The sequence below is a fragment of the Zoogloea sp. LCSB751 genome (genome assembly GCF_002028455.1).
In the GTDB taxonomy this organism is placed as follows: Bacteria; Pseudomonadota; Gammaproteobacteria; order Burkholderiales; family Rhodocyclaceae; genus Zoogloea.
Window position 1 is genome coordinate 341,494 of the sequence record NZ_MWUM01000002.1, and the last position, 22,181, is coordinate 363,674.

General features: G+C 68.0%; 17 protein-coding genes. 15 read left to right on the forward strand and 2 right to left on the reverse strand.

The genetic code is table 11. The annotated features are described in order from the left end of the window. Positions 1-339: 339 nt before the first annotated feature. Positions 340-3,702 carry a PAS domain S-box protein gene (locus B4920_RS04440; RefSeq protein ID WP_216819749.1) on the forward strand — a complete coding sequence of 1,121 codons (3,363 nt, stop codon included), beginning with the start codon at positions 340-342 and terminating at the stop codon, positions 3,700-3,702. A 39-nt stretch (positions 3,703-3,741) separates the two neighbouring features. Here the strand turns inward: B4920_RS04440 and B4920_RS04445 are convergent, their stop codons facing one another. Then, a complete protein-coding gene (locus tag B4920_RS04445) occupies positions 3,742-4,776 on the reverse strand; it encodes a helix-turn-helix domain-containing protein (RefSeq protein ID WP_161493236.1) in 1,035 nt (344 codons plus the stop codon). Between the two features lie 360 nt (positions 4,777-5,136). Between B4920_RS04445 and B4920_RS04450 the strand changes: the two genes are divergently transcribed. The 10 genes from B4920_RS04450 to B4920_RS04495 are packed head-to-tail and all read left to right on the forward strand — an operon-like array spanning position 5,137 to position 15,498. Then, positions 5,137-6,288 (forward strand): amine dehydrogenase large subunit, encoded by a 1,152-nt coding sequence (locus B4920_RS04450; protein ID WP_254050827.1) that lies wholly within the window; start codon positions 5,137-5,139, stop codon positions 6,286-6,288. Continuing rightward, positions 6,288-6,842 (forward strand): MauE/DoxX family redox-associated membrane protein, encoded by a 555-nt coding sequence (locus B4920_RS04455; protein ID WP_079433404.1) that lies wholly within the window; start codon positions 6,288-6,290, stop codon positions 6,840-6,842. Before B4920_RS04450 ends, B4920_RS04455 begins: the two co-directional genes overlap by 1 nt. After that, positions 6,839-7,429: a methylamine dehydrogenase accessory protein MauD gene (gene mauD / locus B4920_RS04460; protein ID WP_079433405.1), complete on the forward strand. Its 591-nt coding sequence runs from the start codon at positions 6,839-6,841 to the stop codon at positions 7,427-7,429. Before B4920_RS04455 ends, mauD begins: the two co-directional genes overlap by 4 nt. Before the next feature lie 28 nt (positions 7,430-7,457). Continuing rightward, positions 7,458-8,000, forward strand: a complete 543-nt coding sequence (locus B4920_RS04465) for a methylamine dehydrogenase light chain (protein WP_079433406.1) — start codon at positions 7,458-7,460, stop codon at positions 7,998-8,000. 2 nt (positions 8,001-8,002) lie between these two features. Beyond that, on the forward strand, positions 8,003-8,476 hold the full coding sequence (locus B4920_RS04470; protein ID WP_079433407.1) for a cytochrome c: 474 nt from the start codon (positions 8,003-8,005) through the stop codon (positions 8,474-8,476). Positions 8,477-8,478: 2 nt separating this feature from the next. Beyond that, positions 8,479-8,910, forward strand: coding sequence for a c-type cytochrome (locus B4920_RS04475; RefSeq protein ID WP_079433408.1), 432 nt, complete (start codon positions 8,479-8,481; stop codon positions 8,908-8,910). A 35-nt stretch (positions 8,911-8,945) separates the two neighbouring features. Continuing rightward, entirely contained in the window at positions 8,946-10,334 is a 1,389-nt protein-coding gene (locus B4920_RS04480) for a DUF1329 domain-containing protein (RefSeq protein WP_079433409.1), read from the forward strand. Between the two features lie 27 nt (positions 10,335-10,361). Further along, positions 10,362-12,008, forward strand: coding sequence for a DUF1302 domain-containing protein (locus B4920_RS04485; RefSeq protein ID WP_079433410.1), 1,647 nt, complete (start codon positions 10,362-10,364; stop codon positions 12,006-12,008). Positions 12,009-12,063: 55 nt separating this feature from the next. Continuing rightward, positions 12,064-14,463 (forward strand): RND family transporter, encoded by a 2,400-nt coding sequence (locus B4920_RS04490; RefSeq protein ID WP_079433411.1) that lies wholly within the window; start codon positions 12,064-12,066, stop codon positions 14,461-14,463. 12 nt (positions 14,464-14,475) lie between these two features. Then, complete coding sequence (locus B4920_RS04495; protein WP_088179374.1) at positions 14,476-15,498, forward strand: YCF48-related protein; 1,023 nt, start codon at positions 14,476-14,478, stop codon at positions 15,496-15,498. Between the two features lie 33 nt (positions 15,499-15,531). On the opposite strand, the gene B4920_RS04500 is transcribed toward B4920_RS04495, so the two are convergent. Continuing rightward, positions 15,532-16,578, reverse strand: coding sequence for an AraC family transcriptional regulator (locus tag B4920_RS04500; protein ID WP_079433412.1), 1,047 nt, complete (start codon positions 16,576-16,578; stop codon positions 15,532-15,534). 368 nt (positions 16,579-16,946) lie between these two features. On the opposite strand from B4920_RS04500, the gene B4920_RS04505 reads away from it, so the two are divergent. From B4920_RS04505 to B4920_RS04520, 4 genes are all read left to right on the forward strand, one after another. Next, complete coding sequence (locus B4920_RS04505; RefSeq protein WP_079433413.1) at positions 16,947-18,086, forward strand: acyl-CoA dehydrogenase family protein; 1,140 nt, start codon at positions 16,947-16,949, stop codon at positions 18,084-18,086. 33 nt (positions 18,087-18,119) lie between these two features. Continuing rightward, positions 18,120-19,310 (forward strand): thiolase family protein, encoded by a 1,191-nt coding sequence (locus tag B4920_RS04510; RefSeq protein WP_079433414.1) that lies wholly within the window; start codon positions 18,120-18,122, stop codon positions 19,308-19,310. 44 nt (positions 19,311-19,354) lie between these two features. Then, positions 19,355-20,920 (forward strand): acyl-CoA synthetase, encoded by a 1,566-nt coding sequence (locus B4920_RS04515; RefSeq protein WP_079433415.1) that lies wholly within the window; start codon positions 19,355-19,357, stop codon positions 20,918-20,920. 185 nt (positions 20,921-21,105) lie between these two features. Further along, positions 21,106-22,181 (forward strand): porin (locus B4920_RS04520; RefSeq protein ID WP_161493237.1); only part of this gene is annotated, 1,076 nt, incomplete at its 3' end.

Genomic DNA, 22,181 nt, shown 5'->3' on the forward strand with positions numbered 1-22,181 from the left:
GTCGGTACCCGTGGCGCGTGATACGACGCCCTTTCGTGGTGCCTTTACCCGATTCTGATCAGTTGTGGTGCATCCTGTCTGGCGGGGGCGGTGTGCGTTATCGACATATGCACAGCATTGGTGCATAATCAAAAACCTATATTGGTTCAGGCGTTGTGTGCCGCCGTTTTTCGCCAGAAACGCGATATGGGGTCGGTCGCTGACGTCCGAATGCTCCTTGCCTACACCTCCGGGGCGGGCCCGCGGCGCGCAGTTCTTGCCACGATGATCACAGTTCCTGTCTCCAAGCTTTTCTCGAATAGCACTGACTCTTCCCGTCGGAGGTGGCTCCGTCTGGCCTTGCCGCTCGTTGCCGTTTCCGTGTTGATCGGTGCGGTCGGTGTGGTGGGTTATCGCTATTTGAGCGAAGAGACGCGCCGGGAGACCCATCGCACGCTGGCGGTCATCGCTGAGCAGAAACGGCAGCAGATCGAGGATTCGCTGGCCGAGACGCGCATCGATGCCGAACTCTATTTCGCCAGCCGCTCCCAGTTGGAGATGCTGTTCCGGCGCTGGTTGAACAGTGGGCGCAAGGACGCCGACCTTGTCGAACAGATGCGCAGCCGCATGCAGGAAGTGGCCCGCGTGCGGGGGTGGGGCGGCCTGGCGGTGGTCGATGCCGATGCCCGCCCGGTGGTGGTGGTCGGCAAGGCCAATGTCCGCGACCATGCTGCGCTCATCAAGGACATCCTGCGCGAGCCGCGCATCGAGTTTGTCGACCTGCACCGCACCGCCGAGGGCGAAGTGCTGTACGGCGTCCTCGCGCCGATCGGCGCATCGGGCTCCCGGCCGCTGGGCGTCGCCTACCTCACCTGGAAGGCGGAGCAGGCGCTGTATCCGCTGGTCGAATCCTGGCCGGTGCCGACCCGCACGGCGGAAACCTACCTCGTGCGCCGGGACGGCGACAACGTCCGCTTCCTGACGCCGCTGCGCCACCGGGCGGCGCCCGCCTTGTCACTGGTCCAGTCGCTCAGTATCCCGACCTTACCCGCCGGGCGGGCCGCCAAGGGCGAACACGGGATTCTTGCCGGCGGACGGGACTACCGTGAGGTGCCGGTCCTGGCCTATGCCTCGCCGGTTGGGGGGACGCCGTGGCTGATGCTGGCCGAGATCGACGAAGTCGAGGCCTATGCCGGCATTCATACCCTGGCCTGGGCGACCGGGCTGGTGGTCGGCCTGGGGCTGCTGTTCGTCTATTCGGCGGGTTACCTGCTGTGGCGCCGCGACCGGGCGCGCCAGGAGATGGCGACCCTGCAGGCCCAGCAGGCAGCCGAGGCACGCTTCCGCGTGATCTTCGAGCAGGCGCCCCTCGGCGTGGCGCTGCTGGACTCCCGGGGCGGCCGGATCACCGAGGCGAACCCCCGCTTCGCCGAGATCGTCGGCCTTTCGCCGGCGGAAATGGTCGGGCGCGCCCCAACCGCCATGACTCATCCGGATGACGTGGCCGAGAGCCGCCAGCATATCGAGCGCCTCAATGCCGGGGAGATCTCCGGTTATCGCCTGACCAAACGCTATCTGCGTCCCGATGGATCGGTGGTGTGGGTCAGTCTGAGCTGCGCCCCGGTCCAGGTCGCCAACGAGGATAGCCGTCGTTACCTGGCCATCGTCGAGGACATCACTGCCCGCAAGGAAATGGAAGAACGCTTGCGGATCAGCGAGTCGCGGCATCGCCTGCTGGCCGACAATGCCGTCGATGTGATCGTGACGATGGATCTGGGCGGGCGTTTTTCCTACATCAGTCCATCCGTCGAGCGGCTGCGCGGCTATTCTGCCGACGAAGCGATCGGGCAGCCCTTGACGGAGGTTCTGACGGCGGACTCCCTGCGCATCGCCGAAGCCTATTTCGCCCGCCTGAAGGCCAGCCTTGCCAACGGCGAGGCGGTGGAGCTGGAGCATTTCCGCGGCGAACTGGAGGTGCGCCGCAAGGATGGCGCATCCGTGTGGACCGACGTCAGTGCCAGCCCGCTGCTCAGCGCGGATGGCAACATCGTGGAAATCCTCGGCGTGATCCGCGACGTCAGCGAGCGCAAACGCTACGAATACAAGCTGCGCCAGGCCTCTGAAGCGGCCGAGGCGGCCAACGCGGCGAAGAGCGAGTTCCTGGCCCACATGAGCCACGAGATCCGCACGCCGATGAACGCCGTGCTGGGGCTCGCCCAGGTGCTCGAGCGCGAAGCCCTGGCCGGGCACCAGCACGACATGGTCCAGCGCATCCGGACGGCCGGGCAGTCCCTGCTGGCCATCCTCAACGACGTGCTCGACCTGTCCAAGATCGAGGCCGGGCAGCTGCGTATCGAGCAGCGTCCCTTCGACCTGGCCGTACTGCTGGCCAACCTCGACAGCCTGATGGGCCAGGCGGCCAGGGGCAAGGGGCTCGCGCTGCGCATCGAAGGGCCGGACGAGTCCCCCGGCCCGCTGCTGGGCGACGGTCTTCGCCTGGAGCAGATCCTGTTCAATCTGACCGGCAATGCCATCAAGTTCACCGAGCAGGGCGAGGTGGCGGTGGGGGTCCGGGCCCGCGCGGTGGACGATCTGACGCTGAAGCTCCGTTTCGAGATCCGCGATACCGGCATCGGCATCGACCCGGAAGCCCTGGGGCGTCTGTTCGCCCCCTTTGCCCAGGCCGATGCGGGCATCGGTCGCCGCTTTGGCGGCACTGGCCTCGGCCTGTCGATCTGCAAGCGCCTGGTTGAATTGATGGGCGGCGAGATCGGCGCCGACAGCCAGCCGGGCACGGGCAGCTGCTTCTGGTTCGAGCTGCCGCTGCAACGGGCCAGTGAAGCCGAGATGGCCGCGCTGGCCGTGGCTGCCGCGCCACCCGAGCCGTCCGGACCCCGTCTGGTCGGGGCCCATCTGCTGGTGGTGGACGACAGTGGAATGAACCGTGATCTGGTGGAGCGGGCGTTACGCCTCGAAGGGGCCAGCTCCACGCTGGCCGCCGACGGCCTGCAGGCGATCCAGATCCTGCAGACCCGGCCCGAACGTTTCGACGCGGTGCTGATGGATGTGCAGATGCCGGTGATGGACGGTCTCACTGCCATGCGCCTGATTCGTGGCGAGCTGGGCCTGATCGACCTCCCCGTCATCGCCTTCACCGCCGGTGTGCGTGACGAGCAGCAGGCCGCGGCGCGGGCCGCTGGCGCCAACGACGTGCTGGCCAAACCGATGGACCTGGATCAGATGGCGCTCACGCTGGAGTACTGGGTCCGTTCCCACCGGCGCCTAAAGGGGGCCGTCGACGCGCCCGCTGTTGCAGCGGCGGCGCCGACCGGGAGCGTTGTCGATCAAGCCACCGCGGATGCGGGGGCGACGGACGCCGGAGACTTCCCGGAGATTCCCGGCATCGACCGCGAACGGGCTGTCCAGCGCCTGGGCCGCGACCGGGAGATGTTCATCGGCCTGCTCGAACTCTTCGTCCATGACAACGCCAATGCCGTCGGGCAGGCGCGCAGTGCGCTCGCTGCGGGTGACCGAGAGGCGGCGGGGCGCCGCATGCACACCCTGGGCAGCAATGCCGGCTTCCTGTGCGCCTTCGGGCTGATGGACTCGGCGCGGGCGCTGGAGGCGGCCATCGACGGTGGAGAGGCGGAGCTCGACGCGGCGTTCGATGCGCTGGAGCGCGAGATCGCGGATTTCGTCGACGCCAGCGCGCCCTGGCGCTGAAGGCCGGGCCGGTCGGCCGCCGGCTGGCGGCGACGCCCTTCAGTGGCGTTCTGGTAGCAGAGCGCCGATTTCGCCGGGGCTGGCACGCAGGGTTTCCGACGGCAGTTCTCCGAACATGTGCCGGTACTCCTGGGCGAAGCGCGACAGGTGCCAGAAGCCCCAGCGGGCCGCGACGTCCTGCACCGCCACGCGGGCGGGTTCGCTCAGGCGGAGCTCCTTGCGGACGCCGTTCAGGCGCAGGGCCTTGAGGTAGCTCAGCGGGTTGATCTGGAGTGTCTCGTCGAAACAATATTGCAGCGTGCGGCGCGACACGCCCAGTTCGGCACACAGATCACCCACCGAAATCGGCTCGTCGATGCGCGTGCGCATGTAATCGATGGCCCGGGCGACGATCTGCTGGCGCCCCACCGAGGTGCGCGGCCCGGTACTTTCCTGGCCGACGTTGCCGATTAAGGATACTGCGGTGCCGAGAACCGCTTCCTTCAAGGCCTTGCGGATGGCCCCGTGGGCCAGCATCGACGGCGTGGCGGTAAGGCTGGCCATCATCGTGACCAGGAAGTCGCGCATCTCGCGGGCCAGCATTCCGTTGCGCAGCGCGCTCCCGGAGCGCTGTAGTGCAGCGGAGATGTCCTGGCCGTCCACCGTCGCGGCGTGATCGCGGAGATCCTGCAGGGACAGGGTCACGGCGATCAGGTCCAGATTGTTCGAGGTGCGCAGCAGGGACTCGCTGCCCAGCTTGTGCATCAGCAGCGTATCCAGATCCACCTCCCAGCCGTCGCACCAACTGTAGCCGTCCATTTGCACCGGCACGCCGATGACGAAGGCGTCGTCCTGGATCTGGCAGGACTCCTGGATGCTCAGTGTGGTGTGCTCGCGGAACAGTTGCAGTCCGTCAAAGCAGATCTCGGTCACGCGGCCTTCGAAGGTGCCGGGCACCAACTGTTCATATTGCTGGCTCCAGCCGCGTAGGCAGTTCGCCTGTTCCCCCGCATCCGTCGTGACCCGGGTGCTGACGAGGTAATCCGGCGCATCGAGCGCCTGCGGGGCAGTCGGGCTGCCCTGTAGCTGAATCATGGTGAAGGTTCTGACGTGATGCGGCCAACCGTGGCTGCAGCAGGAACAGCAATATCCGGGCCGCTGGCGCAATGCCTGCCCCGGGTGCTGGGCGCCGCGCGCTCTAGAGCCCCTTCCAGGGCTCGTTTCACCACGCCTGCCACCGTTTGCGCACCCTGGATATCGGCACTTTTGTGGTGCGGCAGTGCAGCAAACCGCCCTGTTTTGGGCAGGGTTATTTGTGCCCATCTTGCCGTTTCCGGCTAACGGTCCCGCCACCCAGATTCCTAGAATCGCCTCGACCTGAGCCGCTTTCGAGCCGGTTTCCGCACCCCGCGGAGCCAGCCGGAGCGGAAACCCGCAGAGAACGAGGAGAGCACATTGAAAGCAATTGCCTGGGCCCTGAACGGCCTGGCCGGCGCGGCGCTGATGGCGTCGCTGGCGGCCGGTGCCGTGGGGCTGGATACCACCGGGGTGGTGAAGATGGGGCCCGCCACGCCCCAGCGCATGTACGTGGTGGACCCGGCCTTCTCCCACCTGATCGACGGCCGCCTGCACGTTGTGGAGGGCGACAGCGAGCGCTACCTGGGCATGGTGTCCACCGGCTTCTCGGCCTCCGTCGCGCTGTCGCCGGACCGCAAGGAGATCTACGTCGCCACCACCTATTACGCCCGCCTCAATCACGGTGAGCGGACCGACGTGGTGGACATCCACGACGCCGAAACCCTCAGCTGGAAGGGCGAGATCGTCATCCCGACGCGTCACGCCCAGGCCACCGCCGCCCGCAACGTGCTGCAGACCTCCCACGACGGCCGCTACCTGTTCGTGCAGAACGCCACCCCGGCCACCTCGGTGACGGTGGTGGACCTGCAGGCCCGCAAGCCCATCGCCGAGGTGCAGACGCCGGGCTGCTGGTCGGTCTACCCGTCGCCCACTGTCGCCGGCCGTTTCTCGGCGATGTGCGGCAATGGCTCGATGCTGACCGTCACTCTCGACGCCGACGGCAAGGTGACGGGCCGCCGGCAGAGCGCGCCGTTCTTCGATCCGGACGCCGACCCGCTGTTCACCAACTTCGACCGCATCGGCGGACGCTACGTCTTCGTGTCCTTCCATGGCCAGGTGCACGTGGCCGACCTGTCGGGCGAGGAGGCCAGGTTCGAGGCGCCCTGGTCGCTGCTGTCCGCCGCCGACACGAAGAAGGGCTGGCGTCCGGGTGGCTACCAGCTGGTGGCCATCCACGAGGCCAGCGGCCGCCTGTTCGTCGCCATGCACGACAAGGGCGAGGAGGGCACGCACAAGAACCCGGCCAAGGAAATCTGGATGGTGGACCTGGCCTCGCACAAGCGCCTGGCCCGCCTGCCCGGCCACGACGCGCTGACCCTGGCGGTGAGCCGCGGTGACGGGGCGCGGTTGTATGCGCTCAACGGCGAGAAGGCGCTCATCGCCCAGTTCGACGTGTCCGGCTCCCAGCCGAAGTTCCTGCGCGTCATGAAGCCGATCGGCGAAACCCCGATCCAGCTGGAGCTGCAGTGATGTCCGCCGGTCTGTTGTCCCTCGTCGATCCGGTGGTCGGCCACGGCTGTGCCGCCGCGGTGGCGGCGATCCTGCTGATGGGCGCCTGGCAGAAGCTCGCCGACAACGGCGTGTTCCGCGCCACCGTCGAACTCTACGGCCTGCTGCCCGCCGGCCTGGTCGGGCTCTTCGCCGCGGCCTATCCGGTGGCCGAGGTGCTGGCCGCCGGCGCCCTGCTGGGCTGGGCCGACAGCCCGGCGCTGCTGCTGCCTCTCGGTGTGCTGAGCGTCGCGACCCTCGGCGTGGCCATCAACGTGCTGCGCGGCCGCACCGACCTGGAATGCGGCTGCGGCGGTGACAGTCATCCGCGCCTGTCCTGGGCCCTGGTCGCCCGCAACGGGCTGCTGCTCGGCGCCGTACTGCTGGCCGGTGCCGCCGAGGACGCCCGCGCCCTGGTGTGGATCGACTACCTGTCCGTCGCCGCGCTGACCCTCGCCCTGCTCGGCCTGTATGCCGCCGCCAATCAGCTGCTCGCCAATCAACCCCATCTCATCCAATCCGGGAGCCACTCATGAACGAAGCCCTGATCATCTCCAACGCGATCCAATGGATCGTCCTGCTCGCCGTCGTCCTCGGCCTGGTCGCCCTGGCCCGCCAGGTCGGCATCCTCTTCGAACGCATCGCGCCGATGGGCGCCCTGATGCTCGACACCGGCCCGAAGGCCGGCGAGATGGCGCCGGTCTTCACCCTGCCGACCTTGACCGGCCCCGAGGTGGCGCTCGGCGGCCGCCAGGCGCGCAGCACCTTGCTGTTCTTCGTGTCGCCGACCTGCCCGGTGTGCAAGAAACTGCTGCCCATCGTGAAGAGCGCCAGCCGCAGCGAGGCTGCCTGGATGCGTGTGGTGCTGGCCTCCGACGGCGAGGAGCCGGAACACCGCGCCTTCATCAACAAGTCGGAACTGGGCGCCTTCCCCTACGTGCTGTCCCAGGAGCTGGGCATGACCTACCGCATCGCCAAGCTGCCCTACGCGGTGCTGATCGACGAATCCGGCCGCGTGCGCGCCAAGGGACTCGTCAATTCCCGCGAACAACTGGAAAGCCTGTTCACCGCCAAGGAACTGACCGTCGCCTCGGTGCAGGACTACATCGAGCAAAAGGCCTGAGCGGCCATCCCCGACAGAGGAGTGAAACATGGGATTCATTGGAAACTGGCTCGACCGCTGGTCCGAGCGCAGCACCCGCAGCGTGGCCCAGCGCAGCTCGCGGCGCAGCGCCCTCAACCGCATCGGCAAGCTGATGGTGGGCAGCGCCTTCGTGCTGCCGGTGCTGCCCTTCGACCGTACCGGCCAGGCCTTCGCCGCCGAGGCGAAAAAGCGCAAGCAGGCCAAGGACGACACCGCCTGCGACTACTGGCGCTACTGCGCCCAGGACGGTTACCTGTGCTCCTGCTGCGGCGGCACGGTATCCACCTGTCCGCCCGGCACCGAGCCGTCGAAGGTGTCGTGGGTCGGTACCTGCCGCAACCCGGAGGACGGCAAGGACTACCTGATCAGCTACAACGACTGCTGCGGCAAGACCGCCTGCGGCCGCTGCATGTGCAACACCAGCGAGCGCGAGCGCCCGGGCTACCGCCTGGGCCTGCACAACGACGTGAACTGGTGCATGGCCAACGACTCGTCGGTGTTCCACTGCACCACCGCGCTGATCGTCGGCCTGCCGGAAGGGCAGGGCTGAGCATGGCGACCGTCGCCCCCTTCCTGGCCGTCGCGCTGCTCGCAGCCGGCACCGCGGCCGCCGCCGACCCCGGCGAGGCCCTCTTCGACAAGCACTGCGCGGTGTGCCACCAGCCGGGCGGGATCGGTGCGCCCGGCTTCGCGCCACCGCTGGCCGATGCCCTCGGTCAGCGGCTGGCGGTGGCCGAGGGGCGCGACTACTTCCCGCGCGTGCTGCGCGGCGGCCTGGCCGGGCCCATCGACACCAAGGCCGGCCGCTTCAACGGGGCGATGCCGCCCTTCGCCGGGCTCTCCGACGAGGAGGTGGCGCGGGTCCTCAATTACGTGCTGACCGGCCTCAACGGGAAGCTGCTGCCCGACAGCTTCGCCCCCTACCGCGCCGATGAGATCGCCGCCCTGAAAAGCCAGCCCGCTGCCGCCGGCGACAACCGCAAGCTGCGCGAACGCATCGACGCGGCACTGAAGAAGGGCGGCTAGCCATGCGGGCCCCGTTCCTTGCCGTGATGTTCGCCGTGGCACTCGCCAGCTTGCCGGCCGTGGCTGGAGCCGAGCCGCAGCGTGACTTCCAGACCCACTGTTCCGGCTGCCACCAGATGGACGGCAGCGGCGCACCGAAATTCGGTATCCCCGACATGCGCCATGCGGTCGGCCACTTCCTGCGCCTGCCGGAGGGCCGCCACTTCCTGGTGAAGGTGCCGGGCACCGCCAACTCCCCCCTCGGCCATGCCGACACCGCGGCAATGCTGAACTGGATGGTGTTTGCCTTCAGCCGCGACGAGGTGCCGGCGGACTTCCGTCCCTACACCGCCCAGGAGGTCGCGCGGCTGCGTGGCCAGACCTTCCACGACGTACCCGGCGCCCGTGCCGAGATCGTCCGGCGACTGCGGGCCGATGGCCTCGACATCCAGTGAATACACACATCGACCTACCCGACAGGAGAAATGCAATGAACCGCTTCGATTCCGCCGCCCTGCGGCCCCTCGCCCTGGCCCTCGCGCTGGGGGCCACTTGCGCCGCCCATGCGGCGGAGGACGCCTCCCGCCTCGGCAAGGATCTCACCCCCGCCGGCGCCGAGAAGGCCGCCAACAAGGACGGCAGCATCCCCGCGTGGATTGGCCGGGAAGCCCCCGCCAGCGGCTGGGCCTATGGCAAGAACCGTGGCGAGGCCTGGAAGCACAAGGGCGAAAAGCCCATGTTCTCGATCGACGCGGCGAATGTCGCCAAGTACGCCGACAAGCTGACTCCGGGGCAGGTGGCGACCATCAAGCAGGTCAAGGGCTACCGCATGGATGTCTATCCGTCCCACCGGACCTGTGGCGTGCCCGATTTCGTCGCCGACAACACCCGCAAGAACGTGGACACCGCCAAGCTCGCCGAGGACGGCTGGGGCATCAAGGAGGCGATGATGCCCGGCTATCCCTTCCCCTTCCCGGCCAATGGCGTGGAAGCCATGTGGAACGCCAAGCTGCGCTACCGCGGCGTGGCGGTGGAGTACAAGAACTCCATCACCTCGGTGTCGCCGCGCAAGGGATCGGACGAGTGGATCAAGGCCAGCAACGAACAGACCTTCTACCTGCCGTGGGGGGCCAAGGGCTCCAGGCCCCTCTCCAAGCTGCCGGGCGTCGAGTACTACACCTACCTCGTCTATAACACCCCCACCGCGCTGGCCGGCCAGGCCTTCACGCAGACCACCTTCCTCGACCAGCCGGGCAGCGAGACCTTCTACTACTTCACCGGCCAGCGCCGCGTGCGGCGCATGCCGACCTACGCCTACGACGCGCCGCAGATCGGTTTCGAGAACCAATACACCCTCGACGAACCGGCGGTCTTCAACGGCACGCTGGACCGTTTCGACTGGAAGCTGGTGGGCAAGAAGGAAATGTACGTGCCCTACAACAGCTTCGGCGCCTACGACTTCGACGCTAGGTTCGAGGACATCGCCCAGGCCGGCTCGATCAACCCGACGCACCGCCGCTATGAGCTGCACCGGGTGTGGGTGGTGGAGGCCAGCGTCAAGGCCGGCGCCCGCCACGTGGCCCCCAAGCGCACCTTCTATCTCGACGAGGACAGCTGGAACCTGCTCGCCGCCGACGACTACGACGCCCAGGGCAAGCTGTGGAAGCACCGCGAGGGCTACCTGATCCCGGTGTATGAAACCGGCAGCTGCGATGTCGCCGGCTTCACCCAGTACAACCTGAACGAAGGCCGCTACGTCTTCGACCTGCACGCTGCCGGCACCGGCAAGGACATCCAGTGGGTGGTGGACGGCAACAGCCCCCGCTACAAGCCGGGCTTCTACACCTCGGACAACCTCCGCGCGGTCAGCGACCGCTGAGCCGGAACAGCCAGGGAGGACCGGATCATGACCAGAACCACCATCAAGCCGATCGCGCTGACCGTTTTCGCCGTTCTGGCCGGCTCTGCCGGCCAGGCCGCCGCCTTCACCTTCCAGGGGGAGAGCGTGTCGGGCAGCTTCGACTCCACCGTTACCGCCGGCCTCGGCGTGCGCACCGAGGGGCCGGCCTGCTCCCTGGTGCTCAAGGGCTCGCCCAGTGCCGGGGCTCCCGGTGGCTGCACCGAAGTGGCCAGCGGCCTGGGTGACCAGGGCAACCTCAACTATGGGCGCGGCGATGCCTTCACCACTTACCTGAAGGGCACCCACGAACTGCTCCTCAAGCTGCCCGAGGACGTGAAGTTCATGGCCCGGGTGAGCTGGCTGAAGGACTTCGCCGCCACGCACACCACCGGTTACGTCAGCGGCGGCAACCCACCGGGCATCGGCGGCCTGAGCGACGACGCGAAGGAAGACCTGTCCTTCAAGGCACGCATGCTCGATCTGTGGGTCAGCAAGGAATTCAGTGTCGGCGAGCAGCGCGCCCGCCTGCGGGTCGGCAACCAGGTGATCAGCTGGGGCGAGAGCCTGTTCATCCCCGGCGGCATCAACCAGGTCAACGCCATCGACATCATGCGCCTGTCCCAGCCGGGCACGCAGCTGAAGGAGGTCTTCCTGCCGGCGCCCATCGTCAGCGTGGCCAGTGGCCTGGGGGGCGGGGTGAACGTGGAGGCCTACTGGCAGGCCAAGTGGAACGACAACTACTACCCGCCCACCGGCAGCTATTGGTCGGTGGTCAATGGCCTCGGCCGTGGCGACCGGACTTACGGTCTGCCCCGCGGCAAGGCGCCGCGCGACGGGCAGTACGGCGCGGCGGTGCGCTGGCAGCCGGACGGCACCCAGCTCAACCTGGGCTTCTACGCGATGGCCTATCACGACAAGGCCGCCCAGTTCACCTACAACCTGAACGGCAGCGGCGGGCCGGGCTGGGCCTTTCCGGAGGACCGGCGCATGTACGGGGTGAGCGCCAACTTCCCGCTGGGCGACTGGGCCATCGGCAGCGAGCTGTCCTATCGCCCGAAGGACGCGGTATCCCTCAATCCGGCCAGCGGCTGCACCGGCACCCGCGGGGACTGCTACGTGGACGAGAAGAAGTTCCAGTGGCACCTGACCGGGCTGCTGAGCATGACGCCCAGCGACTACGGCGGCATCCTCGGCGCCCTCGGCGGCGCCCAGACCGCCACGCTGATGGTGGAGGCGGTGGCCATCAAGTACCCGAACCTGAAGCGCTTCTACAACGGTGTGCCGGTCAGCGCCGGTGCCTGGGGCTGGGGGTTGGAGGACGATGCCACGGCGGCGGCCGGCTCGGTCGGCACCAAGACATCGTGGGGCTACAACCTGGACTTCAGCTGGGTCTATGACGGCACCGTGATCCCGGGCTGGCAGGTGGTGCCGGAGGTGTACTTCTTCCACGCGGTGAAGGGGCGCACGCCGACCACCACGGGCACCTTCATGGAGGACGCCAAGTCGGCCAACTTCATCGTCAACTTCACGCAGAACCCGGCCACCTGGCAGTTCGGCGTGAACTACGCGAAGTTCTGGGGCGGGGCGACCCGCTACGACCAGCCGTACAAGGACCGCGACTTCGTCGGGGCCTTCGTCTCCCGCAACTTCTGATGGCGAGCGGGGGCGGCGGCGTCGGCCGCCGTCCCCGCTCGCAGGTGGAACCATCGTGCTCAATCCCTTCAGTGTCGACAGCGTCGACCAGTTTTTTACCCGTAGCCTGAGGGCCCTCGAGGGCTTCCTGTTCGGCATCCGGCGCAGCCTGCTGGTGGCGCTGCTCGGCCTGACCGCGGTGCTCGGCTATTTCGCCCTGCAACTGCACATGGACGCCGGTTTCGAGAAGCAGATGCCGGTCGGCCACGAATACATCGAGACCTTCAAGCAATACCGCGACGACGTGCTCGGCGCCAACCGCATCACCGTGGTGGTGAAGGCCCGCCAGGGCTCGGTGTGGAACGCGCCGGCGCTGACCCGCCTGTACGACGTGACCCAGGCGGTGATGTTCCTGCCCAACGTGGCGCGGCTGGGCGTGCAGTCCCTGTGGACGCCCAACAGCTTCGTCAACGAGATCACCGAGGACGGCTTCCGCGCCGAGCCGATCATCGACGGCACCGTGACGCCGCAGAGCCTGGACGCCGAGACCATCGGCAATATCCAGCGCGCCACCAGCCAGGGCGGCTACGTGGGCACCCTGGTGTCCCGCGACCAGACCAGCGCGATGATCACCGCCGAGCTCAACGAGACGGACGCCGACGGCAACAAGATCGACTATGTGGCCTACAACCACCTGCTCGAAGAACAGATCCGCGCCAAGTTCGAGGACGACCAGTTCGAGATCCAGATCATCGGTTTCGCCAAGCAGATCGGCGACATCGCCGACGGCGCCAAGGGCGTGCTGGTGTTCTGTGCCGTGGCCCTGCTGCTCACCGCGCTGGCGGTCTATTGGTACTGCCACTCGGTGCGCCTGACCCTGCTGCCGGTGCTGTGCTCGCTGACCTCGCTGGTGTGGCAGTTCGGCACGCTGCGCCTGCTCGGCTACGGCCTCGATCCGCTGGCGGTGCTGGTGCCCTTCCTGGTGTTCGCCATCGGCGTGTCGCACGGGGTGCAGCAGATCAACTTCATCGTCCGTGAGATCGCCCTCGGCAAGACCACCGACGAGGCGGCCCGCCACAGTTTCAGCGGCCTGCTGGTGCCCGGCACGCTGGCCCTGGTGACGGCCTTCGTGTCCTTCGTGACGCTGGTGCTCATTCCGATCCCGATGGTCCGCGAGCTGGCCATCACGGCGTCCATCGGCGTGGCCTACAAGATCGTCACCAACCTGATCATGCTGCCGCTGGCCGCATCGCTGTTCAGCTTCAGCAAGGACTACGCCGACAAGGCGATGCAGAAGCGCGAGAAGCGCGCCGGCTGGCTGCGCGGCCTGGCCCGCCTGGCCGAACCTAACCGGGCTCTCGGCGTGCTGGCGCTGACCGCATTGGTGTTCGGCGTGTCGGTGTGGCAGAGCAGCGACCGGGTGGTCGGCACGCTTGAGCCGGGCGCGCCGGAGCTGCGCCAGGACGCCCGCTTCAACCGCGACGCGGTGGCCATCTCGTCGAGCTACGACACCGGCCTCGACTGGCTGACGGTGATCTTCGAGACCACGCTGCCGGAGGCCTGCGAGAACACCGCCATCGGTGCCTACCAGGACGAGTTCGTCGACGCCATGCACCACGTGCCGGGCGTGCTGTCGATCAACGCCTTCTCCAGCCAGCTGCGCACCTACAGCGAGGGCTACAACGAGGGCAACCCGAAGATGAACGTCGTGCCGTCCGATGCCGGCAACTACTCGGGCCTGGCGGTGGAGGTGGGGCGCATGCGCGGCTACATGCGCAAGGACTGCAGCATGACGGCGGTGCACCTGTTCCTCACCGACCACAAGGCGGCCACCATCAACCGGGTCATCGACGCGGTGAAGGCCTTCCGCAGCGCCAACGGGCTCGACGGCGTCACCGTGCGCCTGGCCGCCGGCAACGCGGGCGTGCTGGCCGCGGTGAATGACGAGGTGGAGATCAGCGAGCTGCCGATGATGCTCTATGTGTACGCGGCGATCGTGATCCTGGTGTTCATGGTCTATCGCGACTTCCGCGCCGTGATCGCCTGCTGCCTGCCGCTGACCGTCGGTACCTTCATCGGCTACTGGTTCATGAAGGCGCTGTCGATCGGCCTCACCGTGGCGACGCTGCCGGTGATGGTGCTGGCCGTCGGCATCGGCGTGGATTACGCCTTCTACATCTACAACCGCCTGCAGTACCACCTGGCCCACGGCCAGCCCATCGTCAAGGCGGTGGAGCACGCCATCATGGAAGTCGGCATGGCGACCATCTTCACCGCCATCACGCTGGCCATCGGCGTGGCCACCTGGTCCTTCTCGGCCCTCAAGTTCCAGGCCGACATGGGCAAGCTGCTGGCCTTCATGTTCGTCGTCAATCTGGTGATGGCGATGACCGCGCTGCCGGCCCTGGCGGTGTGGCTGGACAAGATCTTTCCGCGCCGCGGCCCCGTCAAGGCGCCCGGCATCCTGGATCACTGAACGGAGCCCGTCATGTTGAAATCCCTTTCCCTGCGCACCCTGAGCGCCCGCACGATGGCCCGGCGCCGGCGCGACGCGCTGATCCTGGCCCTGTTCGGCGCGTCGGCCTGCGTGCATGCCCAGGCGCCGGCCGAGGGGCCCCGCCACCCGATCGAACGCCCGGCCCTGGCGTCGGCCCACGCCAGCGAGGCGATGCTGCTGGGGGCGGCCCGCGCCGGCCAGCGCATCGTCGCGGTTGGCGACCACGGCACGGTGATCCTGTCGGACGACAGCGGTGGGCACTTCCGCCAGGCCCGCCAGGTGCCGGTGCGGGCCATGCTCAATGCGGTGTCCTTCGTGGATGACAAGCACGGCTGGGCGGTCGGCCACGGCGGTGTGATCCTCGCCACCGACGACGGTGGCGACAGCTGGAAGCTGCAGCGGGAAGATCTGGACAAGGACCAGCCGCTGTTTTCCGTGCTGTTCGTGGATGCGCACAACGGCTGGGCCTGTGGCCTGTGGTCCCTGCTGCTGCACACCACCGACGGCGGCCGCAACTGGGTGCCGGTGGACTTGCCGGTGCCGGCCGGCGCCAAGCGGGCCGATGGCAATCTGTACAGCCTGTTTGCCGATCGCCACGGCGGCCTGTTCATCGCCGCCGAGCAGGGCCGGGTATTGCACTCCGCCGACCATGGGGCGAGCTGGGAATACCTGGACACCGGTTACAAGGGCTCCCTGTGGGCGGGTGCCGCGCTGTCCGACGGCAGCCTCGTCGTCGGCGGCTTGCGCGGCGCGATCTATCGCAGCGGCGACGGCGGTCGTCACTGGGCGCCGGTCAAGGTGGACAGCCGCAGCTCGATCACCGCCTTTGCCGAGTCGAGCGCCGGGCTCTACGCCTCGGCCCTCGACGGGGTGCTGCTGCACAGCACCGACCATGGTGCCGGCTTCAGCGTCAGCCAGCGTCCGGACCGCCTGCCGCTGACGGCCGTCGTCGCCAGTGAGAAGGGGGCGCCGCTGCTCGTGTCGAAAGCCGGGGTGGTCCGCGCGACGCCTTGAAGCGCGTGCCGGGCGGATGCGTGGCGGCAAGTTTCAGGACGCGTCCGCGGGCGCGTCCTTTTTTGCCCTCTCGGGCCGCGGCTGGCGGCGGTAGGCGCCGGGCGGGCTGCCGGTCCATTGCTTGAAGGCCCGGTTGAAGGCCGACGGGTCGTCGAAGCCGATCTTTGCGCCGATCAGGGCGATCGGTTCGTCGGTCTTGGTCAGCAGGGTGATCGCCGCATCCCGCCGCAGGTTGTCCTTGAGGGACTGGAAGCGGCTGCCTTCGGTGGCCAGCCGGCGCGCCAGCGTGCGTGGCGAGGTGTGCAGTGTGCGGGCCACGTCCTCGATGGTCAGCGGCTGGGCCAGCCGTTCCCGTAAATGGTCGCCGACCCGGTGGGTGACCGGGCGCTTGCTGGCCGAGACATGGAACCAGTCCATCGGCGCATTGCGCAGGAAGGCGCTCAGCGCGGTCTTGTTGCGGCGGATCGGCAGGGACAGGCAGGCCGGGTCGAGATGCAGGGCCGTCGCCGGCCGGGAGAAGCAGGCCGGGCCGGCGTACATGCGCGGATATTCGTCGGCGTGGGGCGGCGGCGGATAGGCCAGGTCGATGCGCTGGAAGGAGATCGGCTTCTCGATCATCCACGAGGCCACGCCCTGGACCAGCAGCAGCATGAATTCCAGCGCCAGGATGCGGCGTTCGCCCAGATCGGCCTTTTCGACCAGCCTGAGGCAGGCGCCGGTTTCCGATTCCCCCAGCTCGAACTGCAGGTCGTCCAGCACCAGCCGGAAGAAGCCGGCGAAGCGGTGCAGCGCGACGCCAAGGCTGGGGGCGTCCAGCATGGACAGGCACAGGAACTTCAGCGTGCCGTTGCGCAGCGGCCGGGAGAACAGCCCGGGCGTCTCGTCGTCGTACTGAACGGCGAGCAGCCGGTACAGGGACGACAGCTGTTCGATCGTCACGCGGGCGCCGTCGTGCTGCAGTTGCGCCGGTGCGATGCCGGCGCGCAGCACGCAGTCCGGGTCGAAGCCCGGCGTGTCGCGCAGGTGATCGATCAGGTCGGTGGCGAAGCGGGCGGGGATCGTCTGCGACTGGGGGCTCATGGAAGGACGGGGCTCAAGGGCTGCGGGTGGAATGATGGCAGAAAATGTCAATTTGTCGTCCGCCTCTGCCACTCCCGCCCACGGTGCGATCTCCTACCATGTCGCCATCAACGGGTGCTGCAAAGATGCCCGCCGGCCCCGGCCCGGGGACTGATAAATACGGAGACACAATAATCATGGCATTTCTTCCGAATCGCTCGCACGTGACCTAGAAGGCATTTCTGCCCGGTTGTGGCGCCGCTGCAGGTTGGCGCCCTTCGTCAATTCCTGTTGCTCCAAGACGGTCCTTGTGCGCCATTGCTGGCGTGCCGGGGTGGGCGTTGGCGCGCCTCGTCGACCGTCGCGGGCTTCTGCTGCGAGGACATGCGATGTACTTCGAACTGGACGGCGAGCGCCGTCAGATCCGCGAACTGGCCCTTCAGTTCGCCCACCGCGAGATCATGCCGCGCGCCGTCCAGGCCGACCGGGACTGCGCCTTTCCGCTGGAAGTGCAGGCGCTGGCGGTCGAACTCGGCCTGGCCAGCGTCAATCTTCCCGCCGCGGTCGGCGGCGCCGGTCTGGGCTGTCTGGACCTGGTGCTGGTCACCGAGGCCTTGTGCTACGGCTGCCTGGGCATCGGCACCGCGCTGTGCATCAACGCGCTGGCGGCCCAGCCCATCGTGCTGGCGGGGTCGAAGGAACAGCAGGCGCGCTATCTGGGGCGCATCGCTGCAGGCGCTCTGGCCAGCTTCGCGCTGACCGAGCCCGGCGCCGGCTCGGATGTGGCCGCCATCCGCACCCGTGCCGAGCGGGTGGCCGGCGGCTACCTGCTGTCCGGCAGCAAGACCTGGATCTCCAACGCGCCGCTGGCCGAGTTCTTCGTGGTCTTCGCCAAGACCGACCCGGCCGCCGGCCACAAGGGAATGACGGCCTTCATCGTGCCGCGGGACAGCGCCGGGCGCAGCGTCGGAGAGCCCCTCGGCAAACTCGGCCAGCGCGCCGCGCCGACCGCCGAGGTCTTCCTCGACCGGGTCTTCGTACCGGAGGAAAACCGGCTCGGCGAGGAGGGCAGCGGCTTCGCGCTGGCGATGGCGGTCTTCGACCACTCGCGGCCGATGGTGGCGGCTTTCGGCGTCGGCCTGCTGGAGCGCTGCATCGACGAATCCCTGGCCTATGCCAAGGAGCGCCGCTCGATGGGGCACACGCTCGTCGAGCACCAGGCCATTGCCCACAAGCTGGCCGAGATGCGTATGCGCCTGGAAGCGGCGCGTCTCCTCACCTATCAGGCTGCCTGGCGGGTGGACCAGGGCCGGCCCAACACGCTGCAGGCCTCCGTCGCCAAGGCCACCGCCGCCGACGCGGCCATGTGGGGCGCCACCGAGGCCATCCAGATCTTCGGCGGGATGGGCTACTCGACCGAATACCCCGTCGAAAAACTCTTCCGCGACGCCAAGGTGCTGCAGATCTACGAAGGCACCAGCGAGATCCAGCGCAACATCATCGCCCGCGAAATGCTGAGGGCGGCCTGAGCCACGATTTCTTCGTCTTACAGGACTGTTCCAATGACTTTCGTCTCGCCTTCCGAACCCCTGATCCTCGCCGCCGTGCGCACGCCTTTCGGGCGCCGTGGCGGGGCCTTCCGCGACACCCGCCCCGATACCCTGCTGGCGGCCGCCATCGACGGCGTACTGCAGCGTGCCGGCCTGCCCGCCGAGCGGGTCGGCGACGTGCTGGCCGGCTGCGTCAGCCAGGCCGGCGAGCAGGGCGCCAACATCGCCCGCCAGGCCTTGCTGCTGGCCGGTCTGCCGGAGCATGTGCCGGGCGTCTCGATGAACCGCATGTGCGGCTCCAGCCAGTTCGCCACCCACGCGGCGGCCCAGGCGGTGGCCGCCGGCGACCTGGATTTCGCTATCGGCTGCGGCGTGGAAAGCATGAGCCGGGTGCCGATGTTCCTCGACCTGACGCTGGGCCAGGGCGACTTCCACGGCTTTGACGGTCTGCATCCGGACCTGCTGGCCCGTTACCCGATCCCCCACCAGGTGGAGAGCGCCGAGCGGGTGGCCGAGCACTGGTCCCTCGGCCGTGCCGAGCTTGACGCCTTCGCCATCGAGAGCCACCGCCGCGCCGAAGCCGCGCGGGCCGCCGGCGTGCATCGCGAGATCCTGGCGCAGGCCGGTGTGGACAAGGACGGGCAACCGATCCGCCTGGCCCACGACGAAGGCATCCGGGCCGTCATCGACCCGGCGAAGATGGCCGCGATGCAGCCGGTCTTCCGCAGTGCCGACGCCGGCGTGGTAACCGCCGCCAACGCCAGCCAGATGTCCGACGGCGCCGCCGCGGTGCTGATCGGCAGCCGGCGGGCCAGCGCCGATTTCGGGCTCAAGCCGGTGGCCCGTTTCCGGGCCCGCGTCGCGGTCGGTTCCGACCCGGTCATGCAGCTCACCGGTGTCATCCCGGCCACCCGACTGGCGCTGCAGCGGGCCGGCCTGTCGATCCGCGATCTGGACTGGATCGAGGTGAATGAGGCTTTCGCCAGCGTGGCCCTGTGCTTCGCGCGGGAGTTCGAGCCGGATATCGGGAAGCTCAACCCGTGGGGCGGCGCCATCGCCCACGGCCACCCGCTGGGCGCTACCGGCGCCGGCCTGCTGGCCAAGATGCTCAGCGGCCTGGCCCATGTGGACGGGCAGCTCGGCCTGCAGGTGATGTGCATCGGCCACGGCATGGCGACGGCGACCATCGTCGAACGCCTGTGACACGACCCATAAGAAGACGACACGCAGCCAAGGAGGAGACCAACATGAACGACATCCGCAACGACGTCCGCAACGATGTCCGTAGCGCCAGCCGCAACCTGATCGGCGACGCCTTGCACCGCTCGGTGCGCCGCAATCCGGGCAAGGAGGCGCTGCGTTTCCAGGCGCGCAGCTGGAGCTACGCACGCCTCGACGCGGCAGCCAACCGGGTGGCCAACCAGCTGCTGGGCCTCGGCCTGCAGAGCGGCGACCGGGTGGCCGCCTATGGCCGCAACTCCGACGCCTACGTGATCCTGTGGCTGGGCTGCGTGCGCGCCGGCCTGATCCACGTGCCGATCAATTACGCGCTGATCGACAGCGAGCTGCGCTACATCGTCGAGCAGTCCGGCGCCCGCGCGCTGTTCTGCGATACCGACATCGCCAGCCACGTGCAGGCCCTCGGCCCGACGCTGGCCTGCGAATGGCAGGGCACGCTGCATGGCGGCGATGGCGCCCACGACGTGCTGGCCTGGGCCGACACGCCGGGCCGTGACACGGCGCCGGCGCTGGACATCGACGAGGAGAGCATCGCCCAGTTGCTATACACCTCCGGCACGACGGCGGCGCCGAAGGGCGCGATGATGAGCCACCGGGCACTGCTGGCGGAGTACACCAGCACGCTGCTGGCCACCGACATCAAGCCCGGCGACCGTTCCCTGGCCTCGCTGCCTCTCTATCACTCGGCGCAGATGCACGTCTTCCTGATGCCGCAACTGCTGGTCGGTGCGACCACGATCATCGTGCCGGCGCCCCAGGCCGAGCTGTGCTTCGAGCTGATCGCCGCCGAGAAGATCACCTCCTTCTTCGCGCCGCCGACGGTGTGGATTTCCTTCCTGCGCCATCCGGCTTTCGGGAACAGCGACCTGTCGTCCCTTGAGAAGGGCTATTACGGCGCCTCCATCATGCCGGTGGCGGTGGTGCAGGAACTGGCCGCCCGCCTGCCGGCCCTACAGCTCTACAACTGCTACGGGCAGAGCGAGATCGCCCCGCTGGCGACGGTGCTGCGCCCCGAGGAACACGCCGAGCGGCCGGCTTCGGCGGGGCGGCCAATCTTCAACGTGGAAACCCGTATCGTCGATACCGACATGAAGGACGTGCCGCCCGGCGAGATGGGCGAGATCGTCCATCGCTCGCCGCAGCTGATGAGCGGCTACTGGAACAAGCCGGAGGAGACCGCCAGTACTTTTGCCGACGGCTGGTTCCGCTCCGGCGACGTGGGCTACGTGGATGAAGCCGGCTACCTGTACATCACCGACCGCATCAAGGACGTCATCAAGACCGGCGGCGTGCTGGTGTCGAGCCGGGACGTGGAAGAGGCCTTGTACACCCATCCTGCGGTGGCCGAGGTGGCAGTGGTGGCCCTGCCCGACGAGCGCTGGATCGAGATCGTCGCCGCGGTGGTGGCCCTCAAGCAGGATGCCACGGCCAGCGCCGACGAACTGATGGCGCATGCGCGTGAGCATCTGGCGGCCTTCAAGGTCCCGAAGAGGATCTTCTTCGTCGAAGACATGCCGCGCAACGCGTCCGGCAAGTTGCTCAAGCGCGAGCTGCGGCGGATCTATTCCGCCTAGTCCTTCCCGGTTCCGGGGTTCCCTTTTTGCGTTCGCTCAACGCATCCGTTCAAAGAACACGGCGGGAGTCTTGCGCCCGCCGCCCCGCGACGGCTCGCTTACCGATGCCGTCGCACGCCACAGCCCCCTTGCCGAGGGGCGCATTTTTGCCGGCCTGAAGCCGGTTTCAGGAGAGGAGATTGTCCGTGCATAACAAAAAATCCGAGATTCGTTCCATTCGTTGCTCCATCGCCCGCCGCCCGCTGAGCCTGCTGTTGCTGGCCGCCTTCGGCAGCGCCGCCGCGCCGGCCTTCGCCGAGAGCGAGATCGACGCGCTCAAGCGCGAACTGGCCGAACAGCGCCAGTTGATCCAGCAACTGCTGAAGAACCAGGAAGAGCAGAAAAAGACCGAGATCCAGACCGGCGGTCCGGCCCGTGGCGCCGGCCTGCAGATGGGCGTGCCGACCGGCCCGTCCGGCACGCTGACGATCTACGGCGTCGCTGACGTCAGCGCGTCGACGGTGAACAGTGGTTACGGCCAGAAATCGACGATCGGCTCCGGCGGGATGACGTCTTCCCGCCTGGGCTTCAAGGGCGAGAAAGAGTTGGGCGACGAGGTGAAAGCCGTCTACCTGATGGAAGCCGGCATCCTCTTCGATACGGGCTCCGTCGGCACCGGCGCGATCACGCCGGGCATCAACAACACCGCGGTCTCCAGCGGCGGGCAGACCAGCAACGGCAGCCAGATCTTCTCGCGGCAGATCTACGCCGGTCTCGCGACCCGCTTCGGCACGCTGACCGCCGGCCGCCAGTACGCCGGCTCCTACACCTCGTCGGTGATGTCCGCGGCGATGGGGGCGGGCTTCTTCGGTTCCTCGGCGGGGTTCCTGCCGGTGATCGGTGGCATGCCGACACGACTCAATAATTCGCTGGTCTATGCCTCGCCGAAGCTGGCCGGCTTCTCCGGCCAGCTGACGCTGACGAGCGGTAGCGAGAACAACGTGAACATGGTGACGCCGACGGCGGCGGGGGCGACGACGGTCACCACCGACAAGGCCGGCCGTGGCGGCGATCTGGCGCTGTACTACGCGGGTGGGCCGGTGAGCGCGACCGTTACCGCCTGGAATCTGGACAACGGCAGCTACGTCGCCCCGGCCAGCGGCGCGCAGGAAACCGGCCTCGCCAAGCGGCGTGGCTGGCAGGTCGGCGGCAGCTACAACCTGGGCTTCGCGACGCTGTACGGCAACTATGTGGCTGGCCGCATCAGCGGCGGCAACTACGA

Bases quoted from the DNA above. Each gene is read 5' to 3' on its own strand.
- B4920_RS04445 (WP_161493236.1), bottom strand. From the start codon at position 4,776: ATGATTCAGCTACAGGGCAGCCCGACTGCCCCGCAGGCGCTCGATGCG.
- B4920_RS04455 (WP_079433404.1), top strand. From the start codon at position 6,288: ATGTCCGCCGGTCTGTTGTCCCTCGTCGATCCGGTGGTCGGCCACGGC.
- mauD (WP_079433405.1), top strand. From the start codon at position 6,839: ATGAACGAAGCCCTGATCATCTCCAACGCGATCCAATGGATCGTCCTG.
- B4920_RS04465 (WP_079433406.1), top strand. From the start codon at position 7,458: ATGGGATTCATTGGAAACTGGCTCGACCGCTGGTCCGAGCGCAGCACC.
- B4920_RS04470 (WP_079433407.1), top strand. From the start codon at position 8,003: ATGGCGACCGTCGCCCCCTTCCTGGCCGTCGCGCTGCTCGCAGCCGGC.
- B4920_RS04475 (WP_079433408.1), top strand. From the start codon at position 8,479: ATGCGGGCCCCGTTCCTTGCCGTGATGTTCGCCGTGGCACTCGCCAGC.
- B4920_RS04480 (WP_079433409.1), top strand. From the start codon at position 8,946: ATGAACCGCTTCGATTCCGCCGCCCTGCGGCCCCTCGCCCTGGCCCTC.
- B4920_RS04485 (WP_079433410.1), top strand. From the start codon at position 10,362: ATGACCAGAACCACCATCAAGCCGATCGCGCTGACCGTTTTCGCCGTT.
- B4920_RS04495 (WP_088179374.1), top strand. From the start codon at position 14,476: ATGTTGAAATCCCTTTCCCTGCGCACCCTGAGCGCCCGCACGATGGCC.
- B4920_RS04500 (WP_079433412.1), bottom strand. From the start codon at position 16,578: ATGAGCCCCCAGTCGCAGACGATCCCCGCCCGCTTCGCCACCGACCTG.
- B4920_RS04505 (WP_079433413.1), top strand. From the start codon at position 16,947: ATGTACTTCGAACTGGACGGCGAGCGCCGTCAGATCCGCGAACTGGCC.
- B4920_RS04510 (WP_079433414.1), top strand. From the start codon at position 18,120: ATGACTTTCGTCTCGCCTTCCGAACCCCTGATCCTCGCCGCCGTGCGC.
- B4920_RS04515 (WP_079433415.1), top strand. From the start codon at position 19,355: ATGAACGACATCCGCAACGACGTCCGCAACGATGTCCGTAGCGCCAGC.